Consider the following 14,810-nt stretch of genomic DNA (forward strand, 5'->3'; position numbering starts at 1 on the left):
AAAGGGAAAATTGTGAGAAAAATTTTTCAACCCATATAGTAATTTAAAAACAAACAAGAAGCGATAATTTCCGCCCCAATATTTTGCCGTGTGTCAACCCATATAGTAATCTAAAATAGACTTGTGCATAATTTGAAAGCCTTCATTTAAGCCACTTCCAAGGTGTACTTTTTTGCTATCACTTTTAAATTTTTTTATCTTTTATGTGGGATTTCCTCCCTTTTTTTGTCGAATTATTATATATCCGCCATAAAATACTTATAAGGAGGAAATCCCACATGTATCAGCTTCAATTACTCTTAAATATACCTGAGCTCTTTACTTCTCACTCTAAAATTGACTTCTATTCTTCTATGTTTGAAAATCTTGATCCATCTTCAATACCTGAATTCCCTTCTTCTGGCCCTGGCCGTAAAGGTTATTCTCATCATACAATGTTTAGAGCTTTTATCGTTATGCAGGCTGAAAGATTCGGTGAAATTACTGACCTCGCAGACTGCCTTCGCAATAATCTTATTATTGCTCATCTTTGTGGCATCGATATTACTAAACCTCTCCCTTCTTACTGGACTTTCCGCCGCTTTATTAATGAGTTTGCCCATGATTATTTGACCACTATCTTTAAAAATCAGGTTAATATCCTCAAATATTTGGGCGTTATCTCTGGTGAGTTTGTTTCTATGGATTCTACTCATATTAAAGGTAACACTAATTCAACAGCTCTTATATCCCTAAAGCCAATTCTACTGCTACCTTAGCCAAGATAGTTAGAGGATCTACTAAAGGTAGGGAAACATCTTCTTCTCCTAAAACTAATGAAATCTCGGTGCAACCAGCTATTATAACCTGTGCTCCTCTCCTAATAAGTTCTTGAGCTGCTTCTTTTAATAACCTCCTCGGTTTCTCTCCCAAATTGCCTGCCTTTATTCCTTCTTCACCGTATATAGCTTCCATAGTCTTCTTTTCATCCCCTGCTAAAACACTAATACCAAACTTTTTAAAAGCCTTATGGTAAAGGTTGCTTTTTATAGTTCCCGAAGTAGCTAACAAGCCCACGCATTCTGCATAAGGATAGTTATTTCTTACATAACGGGCTGTTTCTTCAATCATATTTATAATAGGGATATCTACCTCTCTTTTTAAATAGTCTAAGAAATAATGAGCTGTGTTACAAGGAATTACTATAAAATCAGCCCCTGCTTTCACTAAATTCTTCGCTGTCGCTATAAGCTCAGGAGTAGGATCAGGACCTCCATATAAAATAGCTTTGGTACGATCTGGTATCTGAGGATTACAATCGATTATAATCCTCAAATGTTCCTGGTCTACTTTAGCAGGAGTAAATTCAACAATTCTACGAAATAAATCTACAGTAGCCATCGGCCCTAATCCTCCCAGAATCCCAACTATCTTTCTCTTTTTTCCCATAAAAAATCCCCCTCCTTAATTTGGTCCTGTCAAAAGTGTTTACTTTGAAATCCGTTCAAACGGTTATTGATAAGGCTTAAATGATATTAAGCTTATCAACCTTAGTTTTGTTAGATTTTTACTTTTTTACTTTTATTCTTTTAAACTCATATTTCTGCATGATTGCATTTTGCTAAGGCTAAGTTGAATGACTAATCTCCTCATGAATTAAAGTACGGAGATTATAATTTGATTAGAGGATGAAAATCATTTGTTTGAATAAAATTTTTCATATAACTTATGAAACTCCAATTAATATAGCTATTTTTTAGGTAACGCTGGTTTTAATGTTTTTGATAATTTATCTTGGATTCGGCAAGTGAATTTACGAAATGCCCAAATAAAGCCATTTGAGGGCTAAATTAAGTGAAAAATTTTTTACAAAAAATATATATAGAGATTCTCCTTTTTTTGATAAAATTTAAGTCTCAAACAAAAACATTAACAGAAAGGAGAATCTCCATAATATGAGTTTAACACTTAATCTTACAAAAGAAAAGGGGTCTTCAAAATACATTTTGCCAGCAACTTTTGACAATTTGACAGTATCAAACAATGTAGCTTTCACATACATCCAAGCATTTAAAGAAAAAATCGGCTTTAATAAAATTCTTTCCAGCATATTATCCTTTAAAAAAGCACCAAATGCTGTCTTTCAACCAACCAAGATTATTGACTTTATGATTGATTCTGTAATTCAAGGGAATACTCGCTTTCTTCACATGGACCAACTAAGATATGATAATGCATACACAGAAATTAAAAGACATAAAGTTTCCAGCGAAAAAGTATACAGAGACTTAATTAAAGCTATGCCTGAAAGCTCTCTTGAAAAATTAAGACTTATTAACAAAACTTTGCTTTCCCTGCAATCTAAAGGAACAAAACGTGAAGTCATTATGAATTTTGATGATACAGTCTGCACTATATTTGGGGAGCAGGAAGGTGCTTCAGTAGGTTATAATCCTTAGCAAATTTATTAATCAGCTCCTGCTAGTAATTCCTTTCCTCGGATGGAAATTTACCCCCCCATTTATCAACTAGTACAGCCACCATGGTGTTCCCAAACACATTGACAGCAGTCTTACCCATATCCATAAACCGATCTATGGCAAACAACATCCCTATGGACTCTAGTGGCAATCCTAAAGTGTTCAAAATTACGGACACCACTACCAAGGAAGCAGCCGGAACATTAGCCGTACTTTGAATTTGTGCTCAATCAAATCCTAGTAGCTCAGGCTATTACCCTTATAAGAGAACAGAAGAAAGCTAGGGTGATTATAATGGTTACCAATCTTAAAAATCTGTTTTATACAAAACATTATTTCTTGACAAGCCCCCGAAGAACCTGCAAGAAAAATGGATATTAAAGCGAAAAAAGATAAAGCTTATAAAGCAATGAAAATACTTAGCGACAGCTAAATATTTCAGGCAGTAAAAACTTTTAAAAAACAAAGCTATTCCAATAAAACAACTTTTATTACTAGTTGATTTACAATAACTGTAAAAACCCTAATGTAGAGGATGGACAAAAGCCTACCAACAGCACATCCTTAACACTAGGGACCGGAAGGCAGTACAATGAATTGAGCGTTGATACTGAGAACTTTATACAAACTTTTTAACCTGGATACATATTTCTTTAACAGATTTTTACGCTTCATCTAAAATTTAACCACTAGTAAATTGTTCAATGATGGGAGGCAAAATATATGGCTGATTTAACATTTCTTCAGTAATAAAACTGATAATAAAACTCATTTTACTTGCCATAAGGTTCAAGATATCTTTTATATTTTCCTCAATCTTTTCTTGAGTAACTACCTCCTTAAAATAAAGCTCACCAATCAGCTCAAGTATAAGCGTATCTATTTCTTCTATAGATAATTTCGTAATTTTAGCGATTTTATCTATTTCCATTCCCTCTTCTAACAGCTCTCTAGCTACCGCCAGTCTGCCTGCTTTTTCTCCTCCTTCTAATATTTTTCTGTACGTCTCTGTATCTCCAAATATAAGCTTGTTTATCTCTTCTGTTGATAGTTCCATAGCTTTAACAATTTTATTCCCTTCTATTCCTTTAATAATCTTTTAGCTATTATTAACCTATTTTCTCTTTCCTTTTTTTAGTATTTTCCTACATATCTCAGATTCTTCAAACACAAGCATATTTATTTCTTCCTCTGGTAGGTTTGTAATTTTAGCAATTTTTTTATTTCCATCTTTTCTTCTAGCAACTTTTTAGCTATTTTCAATTTCTGCCTTAACTTTAGTCTGAGGGCGTCTAGCTCTGCAAACTTTGGGAGTAAATCCAAGAGTGGCAGCAAGGTCTTCAAATGTGGGGTTCCATAGAGGCTTTTTGTTTTCACCAGTGCCCAGTATTACAGTTTTCATTCTATCGGTAAGGACTACGTCGCTTACTCCGCCGAAATATTCAAATCCGTGTATCAGACAGCGGATAAAAGTGCGAACGTCACATCGGTTTGTGAATTCCACATATATTGCTCTGGAATAACCAAGCACCATGACAAAAGAGATAGAGCTTGCGTACTTCTCCGGTTTCCTCATCAATGTAGGTATATTCACCCCAGTCAACCTGAGCCTGCTGACCGGGTTTGGTTTCATAACGGCATACGGTGGAAAGCTGTTTTGGAGGTCTAAATTGCCTTACATAGTCTCTTAAGATGGTGCGACCACCAGTGTAACCTTCTTCTTTGATTCTCTCATAAATAACTTCACAATCAAAGGGATAGTGTCTTTGTATGGATCAAGTTTTGAACCTCTTCTAGGATGCGGTTTTTTCAGGAATACCTTCTGCTCTAAGATATTTTCTTACTGTATTTCTGGAATGACCTGTTTCTCGTGCGATTGCACGAATACTCTTGCCTTTTGCTTTTAATTCGTATAACATGATAATAGACCCACTCCCTATCTAACATTTATTTCCCTCCGATCCTCTGAGATGATAGATTTAGATCAAAGGGGTATTTCGACAGGGGGTGGGTCAATTCCTTCTCGTTACCCCTGGGTCAATTATACAGCTGCGGTAACACAGGTGATACTCCAAAACTCAAAAGTGCGTTTGCATTATCATTCATCACAACATAATTTGTGATGACATGTATAAGTGGCACTTTCCCTTTTACGTCGTTCAAGAGTTTTTACAATTTCATCAATCACAAAATTTTCTCTTTTCTCTTAAAAAAAGTTTGTGTTACAGTATAAATTAAAGCAGTCAAAAATATTGTTGTTATAGTAGGAGTTAGATACCATTTCAATAATGAAGTACCGTTATATACCATGTAATTATACGTAATAATTCCAATGATAGATGATACAACTGCAGGAATATTAAGGTACCCACTTTCTTCATATTTTAATATAAAGAAGCCTACAAAAACTACTGTGTATACTGGAATAAATACACTACCGATAGCATATAAAAAGTTTTGATATTTATCAATTGGGAATAGATATGCTGCTATGATACCTGTCAGCGAATAAATTATTAATAGCTCTTTTTTACTGAGCCTTGTTTTAATAACTGCCATTGTAGATATCGCAGCAGAGTATACATCCATAAAAGTGGTTGTCACTGTTGATAAAAGTATTATTAGCAATGGTATAAACCCAGATTTTATTGATGCAAAATATGAAATTATATCTTTCCCTCCCGTCTTTAAGGAAACAAAAAGCCCTATAAAATACATAAAGCAGCTTGCAATAAAATAACCTAAAAATGTATATATAAAGCTAGATTTTCTATTTTCACTGTTGATCGTATAATCTCCTACTAAAGGCAGCCAGGATACAGGCATAGCAACGGCAAGTTCGATTGCATCTGCAAAACTTATGTTACCTTCTGGTGTTAAAATTTCCCCGCCCTTTAAAAATGCTACAACACCAATAGTCAATATAAACAACAATATTACTGCAATGTTATTTACCCAGTATGCTTCACTTTCAAAAAATAGTGACCATAATAAAACAGATATGCCTACAAAAAGTATTCCTACACTAACAGACATACCAAGAGCACCATTAAAAGCTTTTGCTGATTGTATAATCATGACTGCTGTCCATCCAATCAATTGCAAAATGTTTAGTGCCCCTAAAAAAATTGTACCCTTATTGCACAAAACAACTTTTGTTGATTTTATTGCTGGCAACTTGAGGATATATGACATAAGACCCCCAAGCGAGAAAAATAATGTACCAATGATATGGCCTATTAAAATAGCCAACAAACCTTTAGTTAAACCCAGAGGTGCAAATAGCGAACCTGTATAGATTTCAGCAATTGAGATTGCTGCACCTGCCCATATTAGAAAAAGGGTAAAATTTTTAATTTTCATAATTCACACCTGCTTTCTTAATTTAAATTTATGAGATAAATTTCTTATATTTTGCTAAAACCAATACCACTACATATCCTATCACCGAGCCTATTGTACTTGAAAGCGAAAATGGAATGACAAACATAAAAGCCGCGCCGGAACTTCCCAGTATATACTTAGCTATAGGATAAGAAAGCAAAGCCCCTATAATGCCTGTACCTATAACTTCTCCTATAGAGGCAAAATAAAACTTACGTGTAAATCTATAAAGATATCCAGCAATGAATGCACCAACCATTCCTCCTGGAAATGCCAAAAGCGATCCAACACCAAGGATGTTCCTCAATAGTCCTATAATAAAAGCTACTTCTAACGCTCCCCAAGGACCCAAAAAAACTGCTGAAATAACATTAATAGCATGTTGAACGGGTGTAACTTTGGCAACACCTACACTAAACCATACATATTGAGAAGTCAAGGTGCCTATAGCAATAATAAGTGCCATAAAAACCATACGATGTATTTTATTCATACTTCCACCTTCCTATCTTTTTCTATTATCTCCGGCGTGAGATTATATATCTCATCAAAAAATGTCACTTTAAAACTGCCGGGCCCTTTGACATTGCTGCTTTGAGCAGCTCTTTCCCCTGCTATTCCAAAAGCTACAAAAGCTTCTACTGTAGCTTCAAAATAATCTTCACATACTCCGCAGAAGCTTGCTACTACAGAGGTAAGCATACAACCTGTGCCGGTGATTCTTTTTTCATTTCAAATTCCTCCTATCGTTTATCGCTTTTGCTATAACCTCCAAAAGTTTTCTTGTATTGTTTTCTATATCCCCATAAAATACAGCTGAAACTGAAGATATCCCGTCTACTCCCGACTTTAACATGACTTCATAAGCATTATCCTTCGTTATACCTCCTATTGCAACGACTGGAATAGTAACAGCCTCTTTTATCCTTTTCAGCCCTTCTATTCCAATGGCTTCCGCTTCCGGCTTTGTAGGAGTCTTAAACACTGCTCCTACCCCTAAATAATCCGCTCCATCCCTTTGTGCTTTTAAAGCTTCCTCCACTGTCCTCGCTGATACCCCTACTATTTTATGAGGACCTATCATTCTCCTTACAACATCTGCTGGCAAATCCTCCTGTCCAACGTGAACTCCATCTGCATCTACTGCCAAAGCTATATCCACTCTGTCGTTAATAATGAGAGGAATTTTATTTCTTTTTGTCACTTCTTTAACTTTAAGAGCAATTTCATAAAATTCCCTACTTGATATATCTTTTTCTCTCAGTTGAATTATTGTTGCACCGCCTTTTATTGCTAGTTCTACTGCGTCAGCAATATCCATATCCTTTATGTAAGACCTATCCGTTATAGCATAAAGGGTTAAGTCCATATCTCACACCTTCCTTATTTCTATATTCCAAAAATGGTTAGTGGGACCTACTCCATGCCCTATGGCCAATGAATGTTTTATAGCCCCTGCATGACAGGGTCCAGCACAGCATTTTTTACATTGTAATCTTTTAATCCTTTTGCAATCATCTTAATTATGTCTTCATTAGACACCATACCTATCTTCACTGCACAGGGATACAAATCCTCAAAAATTGCCCTCATTTGCAGATACACCATATCAGGACTTATATCCTCAATTCCTAAAACCCCCATGGTATTTTGCGCTGTTATTGAAGTAATGACACTCATGCCGTATACTCCATGGGCTGAAAAAGTCTTTAAATCTGCTTGAATTCCTGCTCCTCCCCCAGAGTCAGAACCGGCAATTGTAAGAGCTAACTTCCATATGACCACCTCCAAAATAATAAAATGAGCCCACCTGTTCAGGTGAGCACTTTTTACAGACTCAATAAAACGTGCTTCCCTTCGCAGGCATTACCCTGGTCAGGTTCTAAGGGTCGGGAACGAATCCCCTCTCAGCCATTTCTGGCTCCCCTAGCACTTGAGTATTTAATTTTTCAATTACAGCTTTATTTTTATTATATCATAAAGATTAAAAAAATTGAATTCCTACAATTTCCACGTCCGTGTCAAGGTTTCGCAGGTAAAATTTTTTAAAAAATGGTTCTATAATAAATGTTGGGGTGGATGAAAAACATCCTACAAAAAAAGAGCGCACTTATTCTGAATGCCTGCTATAATAGAAGTGGTTAAAACAACCCAACAAAAGGAAGCATCAGAATAAGTGCAAAGTAATTATATCACAAATCTTTTAAAATCTGAAGATATAATTTGGGAAAACATTATAGGAAATGACGATAGAATAGAGTTTCACATCAAAATGAAGCAAAAGCCTCACGTTTGTCCAAAATGCGGGAAATTAACATCTAAAATTAAGGAAATTCTGGAGAGAGGAAATATCATTGCATTGTTGTAGACCCCAAAGAAAGAAAAATTTTAGATATTTTAAATGACAGAAAGCAAGAGAATTTAAGTGAATATTTCAAAAGATTTAGAAACAGAAACAAAGTAAAATGGGTTACTATAGATATGTGGAGACCTTTTGCTGATATAACAAAAATATATTTTAAAGGAGCCAAAATAGCCATAGACAAATTTCATTTTACAAGGTATGTATATTGGGCAGTAGAGAATGTAAGAAAGAGAGTACAAAAGGAATTGCCGGCTAATAAAAGAAAATATTTTAAAAAGAGCTGGAGGCTGCTTTTTGCAAAATACGATACTTTGACAGAAAAACAAAAAGAAAAAGTAGAAGTAATGTTTTGGTACAGTGATGATTTAAAGATGGCATACCAGTTAAAAGAACAATTCGATAAAGTATTAAAAAACCAATCTTCAGAAGAAACAAAAATAGAATTAAAAAACGGATACAACCAGCCAAAGAAAGCAAAATTGATGAATTTAAGAGACGTGTGCAGGTATTTAACAGTTGGTTTGAAGAAATAACTAATGCGAGTGTTTCCTTATAGTAACTCTGTAACAGAAGGTTATAATAACAAAATCATATATGAAAAACTAAGAGGTAGGCATTCAGAAAAATACCCACCCCAACTATTGACAAAGAGCCACTATATTTTATGGAGGCGACACCCGGATTCGAACCGGGGAATCGGGGTTTTGCAGACCCCTGCCTTACCGCTTGGCTATGTCGCCTTATGGAGCGGGCAACGAGACTCGAACTCGCGACCCTCACCTTGGCAAGGTGATGCTCTGCCAACTGAGCTATGCCCGCTTGGATGGTGCCCCGAAGTGGAATCGAACCACTGACACAGGGATTTTCAGTCCCTTGCTCTACCTACTGAGCTATCGGGGCAGGATGGCGACCCAGAAGGGACTTGAACCCTCGGCCTCCAGCGTGACAGGCTGGCGCTCTAACCAGCTGAGCTACTGGGCCATGGTGGTCGCGATAGGACTTGAACCTATGACCCCCTGCTTGTAAGGCAGGTGCTCTCCCAGCTGAGCTACACGACCAATTTTGCTCCATGCAAGTAATAGTATACATAAAAAACTCTCAATAGTCAACACCCAATTTCATAAATCAGCATCAATTTTCCGCTTCTTTTAAAAGCTCCTCAAGTCTTTCTCTAGTTATAAAATACTTTTTGCCGCAGAAATGGCACACAGTCTCAATACCTTGTTCTTCTTTAATAAGTTTTTGTATCTCTTCTTTCCCTAAGGCAAGAATAGCACTCTCGAATCTTTCCTGTGAACAGTCGCACTCGTATTTTAGCGGTATTTTCTCTAAAAATTTTACTTCTTCCTCTTCAAAAATAGAGGTCAAAATATCTTCCGGAGTCTTCCCCTGCCTCAAAAGGTCTGTTACAGAGGTAATTTGACCAATAGCCTTTTCAAGCTTTAATATTACCTCTTCTTTTACATCGGGAAGGAGCTGAAGTATAAACCCTCCCGCTGTCAGCACATCCCCTTCCTTCCCCACTAAAACTCCTAATCCTACAGCAGAGGGAATCTGCTCAGAAGTGTAAAAGTAATAGGCTATGTCATCTCCAATTTCTCCTGTCTGGATCTCCACCGTCCCTATGTAAGGCTCTTTCAAACCTATATCCTTTATCACAGTCACATAACCTTTTTTACCAACAGCCCTTCCCACATCTAACTTTCCTTTTTCACTCAAAGGCAAATCGACAAAAGGATTTCCCACATATCCTTTTACAATACCTGGAAAATTGGATACGACCACAATACTGCCTATCGGTCCATCCCCTTTTATGACAAGAGTGACTTTATCCTTCTCTCCTTTCATCATAGTCCTCATCATCGCAACAGCTGTAAGGCTTCTGCCCAAAGCTGCACAGGCAGTAGGCGTAAGACTGTGAATCTCTTTTGCCCTATTTACTGTATCTTTTGAGAGAGCTGCAAAAGCCAGCACATTGTCCTCATAAGCAGTCGCTTTTACGATATAGTCACCCATTTTGTAAACCTCCACCTTTTATATATCAAAAAACCCTAACATATACATGTTAGGGTTTAAAATTCGGCAGTTACAGCTTTCTTACCTTAGAAGCCTGTGGGCCTTTAGCCGCCTGAACTACCTCAAATTCTACCGCCTGTCCTTCCTCTAACGTCTTAAAGCCCTCGCCTTCAATCGCGGAGTAGTGCACAAATACGTCTGTGCCATCCTCTCTCTCAATAAAACCATAGCCTTTCTCGGCATTAAACCATTTAACTTTACCTCTTACCATTTACATCTTCCTCCAAACTAATAAATGATTTACCTATTTATCATAACACCAAAACTTCAAAAAGTCAAACTTTTTTTCAACTTTTTGATAGTGTCAAGATACTGTAGGATTTTTTTAAGACAACCCCTGAAACTTAATTAATTCAGGGCTTCGTTTTATCATGTTCTTTATATAACTTGTGCATATTTTAATGCTCTTAAAACCCTATATATTGGCGTTACTTTCCCTATATTCAAAACCGTAATATTGTTTATTTTTTCATTTGTAGACGTTTTAACTCTCCTTACTGCCTCTTTTATTTGCTTCTCTGTTAATTTGTAACTTCCTGCATTTATATTCTTTTTCTTGCCCCACTCTACTTCTCTTAAGTCTCCTCCATTCTTGCTAAATACCCTTAATTTCGCCATTAACTTTAATCCTTCTCTGCTCCACCCTAATGGATTCCTGCTAAGTCTTGCAGAAAATACATGGCTTATATGCCCTTCTGCACTGCACCCTATTACATCTTCGTCTTCACTGTATATCTTTATCCCTTCCCAATTGTTTAGTATGTATCTCTTCGCTTCCTTTATCTTTTCTTTTTCTTTCTCTTCTTTTGCTATCTTTATTAACTCACCAAATATTTTCTTCACTCCTTCTTTATCCCCTTCATTTATTGCTCTCCATATCTTATCCCTATACTTTGGCTCTTTTGATGTTGCTTTTAATACGTATTTGTTTAAATGATATCTGTCTAACACAAACCTTGATTTTACTATCCATTCTAATCCCTCTTTTATCCATGGTGCTCCATCTCCTGCTATGTATATCTTCTCTATCTTCTCTTCCTTGTAATTTTCTTCTATGTAATTCGCTACATCTATCCATATGTCTTCTGCTTTCTCTCCTACGTATGCCTTGTAATACACATTCTTCAGTACGTTCCTTCCGTTTTTCTCTTCCCTACCTTCATGTATGTATATCAATCGCGGTGTTTCACTGCTGCCATCTTGTAAAGGTACATGGTCTTCATCTGCTTCTATGTATAAAACCCTTACTTCCTTCTTCTCTTTTATTTCTCTCTTCACCTCTACTTCTCCTATTTCCCTTATTGCGTTTAATACCGTCTGTTTACTTATTTTCTCTGGACATGCTTTCTCGCTACTTTTCTCGTATGATTCTTCTATCGCATTTTCTACTAACTTTATTTTTACTCCCTTTTCTATCCTCTCGTGCCGTCCTATCTCTAATGCATCATCCACTAAATATGTATATCTACCATCCTCCCTTGATTTGTAATATGTCCTCTCATATTCAATATCCCCAAGGACTGTCGTTAATCTCTTTTTATCTTTCCTCTCTACTACCCATTTTTCTTTCCTTCTCTTGTCTTCTTTTATTATCCTATCTAACTCCTCAATAATTGCTTCTATTGCCTCTCTACCTAGTTTGTCCGTAAGTTCTTTTATCCTTGCTACAAGCTCTGTAATATTCATTCCATTCTTTAATAAATCCTCAAAAACATTCATCATTTCCCTAGTGAAATTTAGAGCATTTTGTAGTATAATATCCTCAAAAATATGTTTTTTCACAAGAGACACCCCTTTCGTGTTTTTTGTTTTCCACAATCTATTTTATCACAGGGGTTGTCTCTTGTTTTTTCACTTTAAAAATCCTACGATAATTTTACACTATGTTCAACTTTTTATTAAATTCCATATATTTCTAAGTGCGTAGCTAGCTTTCTCCCTTATCACCACGTCAGCTTTATAGTCATAAGGGGTCTCTGTAGCATTTATTATTATTAAGCCGTCCACCATCCCAGGTAAAAAATTCACAGGGGCGACGACCAGCGAAGAACCTATGACTATCAAAAGATCACTTTCCTGCACCTCTTTCAGAGCTAAATCAAAGGCATGAGGCATTGGGTCCCCAAAAAGAACCACATCTGGTCTTAGCATTCCTCCACAGCGGTCGCAACGGGGAGGTATCTCTTCTTTTGCCACTTTTTCTTCCAAAAGTTCAAAACTCACCTTCTCCCCGCATCTTAAACAACTTCCTTCTCTCGTATTTCCATGAACTTCGTAAACTTTTTTTGAGCCCGCCTTTTGATGAAGGTTATCTATATTCTGCGTAATTACCCCCGCAATTATTCCTTCCTTCTCCATTTCACTCAATATATAATGAGCTTCATTTGGCTCTGCATTTCTCATAGAGGACAAAATTTTAAAGCCCACCCTGTAAAACTCCTCAGGTGAATTGAACAAAACTTTTGTGGACAAAACTTCTGTAGGGTCCATATTTTCCCATAAGCCTGTACCAGGACTTCTAAAATCAGGAATTCCGCTTTCCGTAGAAATTCCTGCACCTGTTAAGACCATAGTCTTTTGAGAGGATTTTATAAGTTCCGCCGCTTTTTTAAACAAATTCTTGCTGTCCATAAAAAACAATCCCCCCTTTCAAGTATCAGTATATCACATCTTATTGTTCTTTTTCATTTTTTCTTTAATTTTTCTCTTCACTAAAACTCCTATTTTGCCTGTTTCTTGAGCTGAGAGATTAGGCCATCCAACTTCCCTCACCTTTTCCAGAAGTCCTAGCTCTTTTGCTGCTTCCCACTTCAAAAGCTCAAACAAAAACCTATCTTCCATACCTTCACCCCTTCTTTGTCGATAATCTCCTCTAATTAGCTTTCCCGAAACTTACGTAAAATAAAAAATCCGGGAAGACCCGGATTAAACTGCTATAACTTCTTTTACTTCTGGAATTTCCTCTTTAATTGCTCTTTCAATACCCTCTTTTAGCGTCAAAGTAGCAAAAGGGCAACCTCCACAGGCTCCAGTCAATTTCACTTTTACAACACCGTCTTCGGTGACATCTACAAGCTCTACATCTCCTCCATCTGCCTGAAGTGAAGGTTTTATAAGGTTTAATATCTCTTCTACTCTCTCTCTCACCTAAATCCCTCCTTTAAAACTTTCCTTCTAATTTTCTACCAATAATTTTAGCCACTTCCTCTAAAAATATTTTATCCTTATCATCAAAAGCAGCCAAGTCATCACTGTCAATGTCTATTTCTCCTATTATTTCTCCATTAGCCCAAATTGGAACTACTATTTCAGATTTTGTCTCAAGGCTGCAGGCTAAATAATTATCTTCTTTAGTCACATCATCAACTATTATAGTGCTTTTCTCAGCTACAGCCCTTCCACAAACTCCCTGTCCCACTTTTATTCTAACATGCTCTGTAGGCCTGCCAATATAAGGTCCTATCACTAATTCCCCGTCTTTCATGAAATAAAAACCCGTCCAATTGTAATAGGGCACATTTTCGGATAAAATTCGCACAACTTCCTTGTAAAATGTATCCATATCAGTTATGTCTCTTGCTTTTGCCTTAATTTCGTCAATCAACCTTTCAAAAACCTTTTGCTTTTCCATAGCTACAACTCCCTTGTAAAAATTTTGTCAATATAATTTTACCATAAAACCTATCAAAAACAAAAACTCAATCGTAATACTGCCTGTTAGGGTCATTCAAAACTCTTTTAATCATCCAGTAAGCCAGTATTAATATAAATGGAGTAGCCACCTGCGTCATAGTAAACAATCCAATACCCCATTCTTCATTTAAATATACAGGCCACACAAGAGGTACGTCTTTTACAGTCTCCTCAAACACTCCTCTTAAAAGCTGGTAATAAAAGATAAAAGACCAAAACTGATAACCGTCAGGCATGTGCTTTTTCTGCACGTAAAAATACCTTATGAGAAGAAAAGCTCCTATAGCTACACCAACGAGCTGGGCTGGCCATCTGCCGAAGAAAAACTCTGTCGGCCTTCCCAAAACCTCATGGTTAAATATGTTGCCCACTCTCACCAGCATATTTCCCAAAGCCAGCCCAACTACAGCGAAATCTTCCAGAGGATTTATTCTAACTCCCTTTTTTCGGCAATAATAAAGACCTGCCAAAAAGCCGCCAAGTACTGCACCATGCCATGAAAGCCCACCTTCGTAAATTTTAAAAACCTGTACAGGGTCTTTAACAAACCACTCAGGATAGTTGGCAAGCACAAACATGAGTCTTGCTCCAATAACCCCAAATATCACAACTATCATTAAAAGGTTTAACAAAAAATCCTCATCGTAATTCAATTTCGTCGCCTGCTTATAAAGGTAGTATCCTCCTACCGCAATAGAAATAGCCATAAAAATTCCATACCAGTGAACGGCAATAGGTCCGAATTTAAAAGCATATGGGCTCAATGAAGGAATGTCCATTATCGCTACCTCCAACTTCGATTTTCATTGTATAATACCATTTTACAGCATTTC

General features: G+C 36.6%; 16 protein-coding genes, 5 tRNA genes, 5 pseudogenes and 1 riboswitch. Of the genes and pseudogenes, 3 read left to right on the forward strand and 23 right to left on the reverse strand.

The window, feature by feature from the left end:
- Positions 1-278: 278 nt before the first annotated feature.
- A pseudogene (locus TTE_RS13545) lies at positions 279-710 on the forward strand (transposase); the annotation flags it as partial.
- Between the two features lie 13 nt (positions 711-723).
- Here TTE_RS13545 and TTE_RS08255 read toward each other — a convergent pair.
- Entirely contained in the window at positions 724-1,428 is a 705-nt protein-coding gene (locus tag TTE_RS08255) for an aspartate/glutamate racemase family protein (RefSeq protein ID WP_009610996.1), read from the reverse strand.
- Positions 1,429-1,934: 506 nt separating this feature from the next.
- Between TTE_RS08255 and TTE_RS08260 the strand changes: the two are divergent.
- Positions 1,935-2,435: pseudogene (locus TTE_RS08260) on the forward strand (transposase); the annotation flags it as partial.
- Between the two features lie 25 nt (positions 2,436-2,460).
- On the opposite strand, the gene TTE_RS14645 reads toward TTE_RS08260, so the two are convergent.
- From TTE_RS14645 to TTE_RS08295, 9 genes and pseudogenes are all read right to left on the reverse strand, one after another.
- Complete coding sequence (locus TTE_RS14645; RefSeq protein WP_081427414.1) at positions 2,461-2,679, reverse strand: cation:dicarboxylate symporter family transporter; 219 nt, start codon at positions 2,677-2,679, stop codon at positions 2,461-2,463.
- Positions 2,680-3,141: 462 nt separating this feature from the next.
- A complete protein-coding gene (locus TTE_RS14095; RefSeq protein ID WP_011025931.1) occupies positions 3,142-3,516 on the reverse strand; it encodes a hypothetical protein in 375 nt (124 codons plus the stop codon).
- 207 nt (positions 3,517-3,723) lie between these two features.
- Positions 3,724-4,378, reverse strand: a pseudogene (gene istA, locus TTE_RS08270) (IS21 family transposase); the annotation flags it as partial.
- A gap of 118 nt (positions 4,379-4,496) precedes the next feature.
- On the reverse strand, positions 4,497-4,601 hold the full coding sequence (locus TTE_RS14650) for a hydroxyethylthiazole kinase (RefSeq protein ID WP_236612025.1): 105 nt from the start codon (positions 4,599-4,601) through the stop codon (positions 4,497-4,499).
- A 42-nt stretch (positions 4,602-4,643) separates the two neighbouring features.
- On the reverse strand, positions 4,644-5,822 hold the full coding sequence (gene cytX / locus TTE_RS08275) for a putative hydroxymethylpyrimidine transporter CytX (protein ID WP_011025932.1): 1,179 nt from the start codon (positions 5,820-5,822) through the stop codon (positions 4,644-4,646).
- A 28-nt stretch (positions 5,823-5,850) separates the two neighbouring features.
- Entirely contained in the window at positions 5,851-6,336 is a 486-nt protein-coding gene (gene thiW, locus TTE_RS08280; RefSeq protein ID WP_011025933.1) for an energy coupling factor transporter S component ThiW, read from the reverse strand.
- Positions 6,333-6,563: pseudogene (locus TTE_RS08285) on the reverse strand (hydroxyethylthiazole kinase); the annotation flags it as partial. The pseudogene TTE_RS08285 and the gene thiW, both read right to left, overlap by 4 nt.
- A gap of 7 nt (positions 6,564-6,570) precedes the next feature.
- Positions 6,571-7,212, reverse strand: a complete 642-nt coding sequence (gene thiE / locus TTE_RS08290) for a thiamine phosphate synthase (protein ID WP_009610994.1) — start codon at positions 7,210-7,212, stop codon at positions 6,571-6,573.
- An 89-nt stretch (positions 7,213-7,301) separates the two neighbouring features.
- Positions 7,302-7,622: pseudogene (locus TTE_RS08295) on the reverse strand (hydroxymethylpyrimidine/phosphomethylpyrimidine kinase); the annotation flags it as partial.
- 56 nt (positions 7,623-7,678) lie between these two features.
- A riboswitch (TPP riboswitch) is annotated at positions 7,679-7,781 on the reverse strand.
- Positions 7,782-8,237: 456 nt separating this feature from the next.
- Between TTE_RS08295 and TTE_RS08300 the strand changes: the two are divergent.
- Positions 8,238-8,741, forward strand: a complete 504-nt coding sequence (locus TTE_RS08300; protein WP_235619568.1) for a transposase — start codon at positions 8,238-8,240, stop codon at positions 8,739-8,741.
- Positions 8,742-8,873: 132 nt separating this feature from the next.
- On the opposite strand, the gene TTE_RS08305 is transcribed toward TTE_RS08300, so the two are convergent.
- From TTE_RS08305 to TTE_RS08360, 13 genes are all read right to left on the reverse strand, one after another.
- A tRNA-Cys gene (locus tag TTE_RS08305) sits at positions 8,874-8,948 on the reverse strand.
- Positions 8,949-8,951: 3 nt separating this feature from the next.
- A tRNA-Gly gene (locus tag TTE_RS08310) sits at positions 8,952-9,027 on the reverse strand.
- Positions 9,028-9,032: 5 nt separating this feature from the next.
- Positions 9,033-9,108: transfer RNA gene (locus TTE_RS08315), tRNA-Phe, on the reverse strand.
- Positions 9,109-9,112: 4 nt separating this feature from the next.
- Positions 9,113-9,189, reverse strand: a tRNA-Asp gene (locus tag TTE_RS08320).
- A gap of 1 nt (position 9,190) precedes the next feature.
- Positions 9,191-9,266: transfer RNA gene (locus TTE_RS08325), tRNA-Val, on the reverse strand.
- A gap of 73 nt (positions 9,267-9,339) precedes the next feature.
- Positions 9,340-10,224 carry an Hsp33 family molecular chaperone HslO gene (hslO, locus tag TTE_RS08330; RefSeq protein WP_011025934.1) on the reverse strand — a complete coding sequence of 295 codons (885 nt, stop codon included), beginning with the start codon at positions 10,222-10,224 and terminating at the stop codon, positions 9,340-9,342.
- A 70-nt stretch (positions 10,225-10,294) separates the two neighbouring features.
- Positions 10,295-10,495: a cold-shock protein gene (locus tag TTE_RS08335; RefSeq protein ID WP_011025935.1), complete on the reverse strand. Its 201-nt coding sequence runs from the start codon at positions 10,493-10,495 to the stop codon at positions 10,295-10,297.
- Between the two features lie 167 nt (positions 10,496-10,662).
- Entirely contained in the window at positions 10,663-12,066 is a 1,404-nt protein-coding gene (locus tag TTE_RS08340) for an ISLre2-like element ISTte3 family transposase (RefSeq protein ID WP_011024560.1), read from the reverse strand.
- 105 nt (positions 12,067-12,171) lie between these two features.
- Positions 12,172-12,915, reverse strand: coding sequence for an SIR2 family NAD-dependent protein deacylase (locus tag TTE_RS08345; RefSeq protein WP_041587176.1), 744 nt, complete (start codon positions 12,913-12,915; stop codon positions 12,172-12,174).
- Positions 12,916-12,948: 33 nt separating this feature from the next.
- A complete protein-coding gene (locus TTE_RS13560) occupies positions 12,949-13,125 on the reverse strand; it encodes a small, acid-soluble spore protein, alpha/beta type (RefSeq protein ID WP_011025937.1) in 177 nt (58 codons plus the stop codon).
- A gap of 84 nt (positions 13,126-13,209) precedes the next feature.
- Positions 13,210-13,431, reverse strand: a complete 222-nt coding sequence (locus tag TTE_RS08350) for a NifU family protein (protein ID WP_011025938.1) — start codon at positions 13,429-13,431, stop codon at positions 13,210-13,212.
- A 13-nt stretch (positions 13,432-13,444) separates the two neighbouring features.
- Positions 13,445-13,915: a GAF domain-containing protein gene (locus TTE_RS08355; RefSeq protein ID WP_011025939.1), complete on the reverse strand. Its 471-nt coding sequence runs from the start codon at positions 13,913-13,915 to the stop codon at positions 13,445-13,447.
- A gap of 67 nt (positions 13,916-13,982) precedes the next feature.
- The gene (locus tag TTE_RS08360) at positions 13,983-14,756 is read right to left on the reverse strand and encodes a prolipoprotein diacylglyceryl transferase (protein ID WP_011025940.1); all 774 of its coding nucleotides are present in this window, start codon (positions 14,754-14,756) and stop codon (positions 13,983-13,985) included.
- Positions 14,757-14,810 lie beyond the last annotated feature (54 nt).

Source organism: Caldanaerobacter subterraneus subsp. tengcongensis MB4 (genome assembly GCF_000007085.1).
GTDB classification, from domain to species: Bacteria; Bacillota; Thermoanaerobacteria; order Thermoanaerobacterales; family Thermoanaerobacteraceae; genus Thermoanaerobacter; species Thermoanaerobacter subterraneus.

What these genes read in the sequence shown, in the direction of transcription:
- TTE_RS08255 (WP_009610996.1), bottom strand. Translation starts at nt 1,428, where the DNA reads ATGGGAAAAAAGAGAAAGATAGTTGGGATTCTGGGAGGATTAGGGCCG.
- TTE_RS14095 (WP_011025931.1), bottom strand. Translation starts at nt 3,516, where the DNA reads ATGGAACTATCAACAGAAGAGATAAACAAGCTTATATTTGGAGATACA.
- cytX (WP_011025932.1), bottom strand. Translation starts at nt 5,822, where the DNA reads ATGAAAATTAAAAATTTTACCCTTTTTCTAATATGGGCAGGTGCAGCA.
- thiW (WP_011025933.1), bottom strand. Translation starts at nt 6,336, where the DNA reads ATGAATAAAATACATCGTATGGTTTTTATGGCACTTATTATTGCTATA.
- thiE (WP_009610994.1), bottom strand. Translation starts at nt 7,212, where the DNA reads ATGGACTTAACCCTTTATGCTATAACGGATAGGTCTTACATAAAGGAT.
- hslO (WP_011025934.1), bottom strand. Translation starts at nt 10,224, where the DNA reads ATGGGTGACTATATCGTAAAAGCGACTGCTTATGAGGACAATGTGCTG.
- TTE_RS08335 (WP_011025935.1), bottom strand. Translation starts at nt 10,495, where the DNA reads ATGGTAAGAGGTAAAGTTAAATGGTTTAATGCCGAGAAAGGCTATGGT.
- TTE_RS08345 (WP_041587176.1), bottom strand. Translation starts at nt 12,915, where the DNA reads ATGGACAGCAAGAATTTGTTTAAAAAAGCGGCGGAACTTATAAAATCC.
- TTE_RS13560 (WP_011025937.1), bottom strand. Translation starts at nt 13,125, where the DNA reads ATGGAAGATAGGTTTTTGTTTGAGCTTTTGAAGTGGGAAGCAGCAAAA.
- TTE_RS08355 (WP_011025939.1), bottom strand. Translation starts at nt 13,915, where the DNA reads ATGGAAAAGCAAAAGGTTTTTGAAAGGTTGATTGACGAAATTAAGGCA.
- TTE_RS08360 (WP_011025940.1), bottom strand. Translation starts at nt 14,756, where the DNA reads ATGGACATTCCTTCATTGAGCCCATATGCTTTTAAATTCGGACCTATT.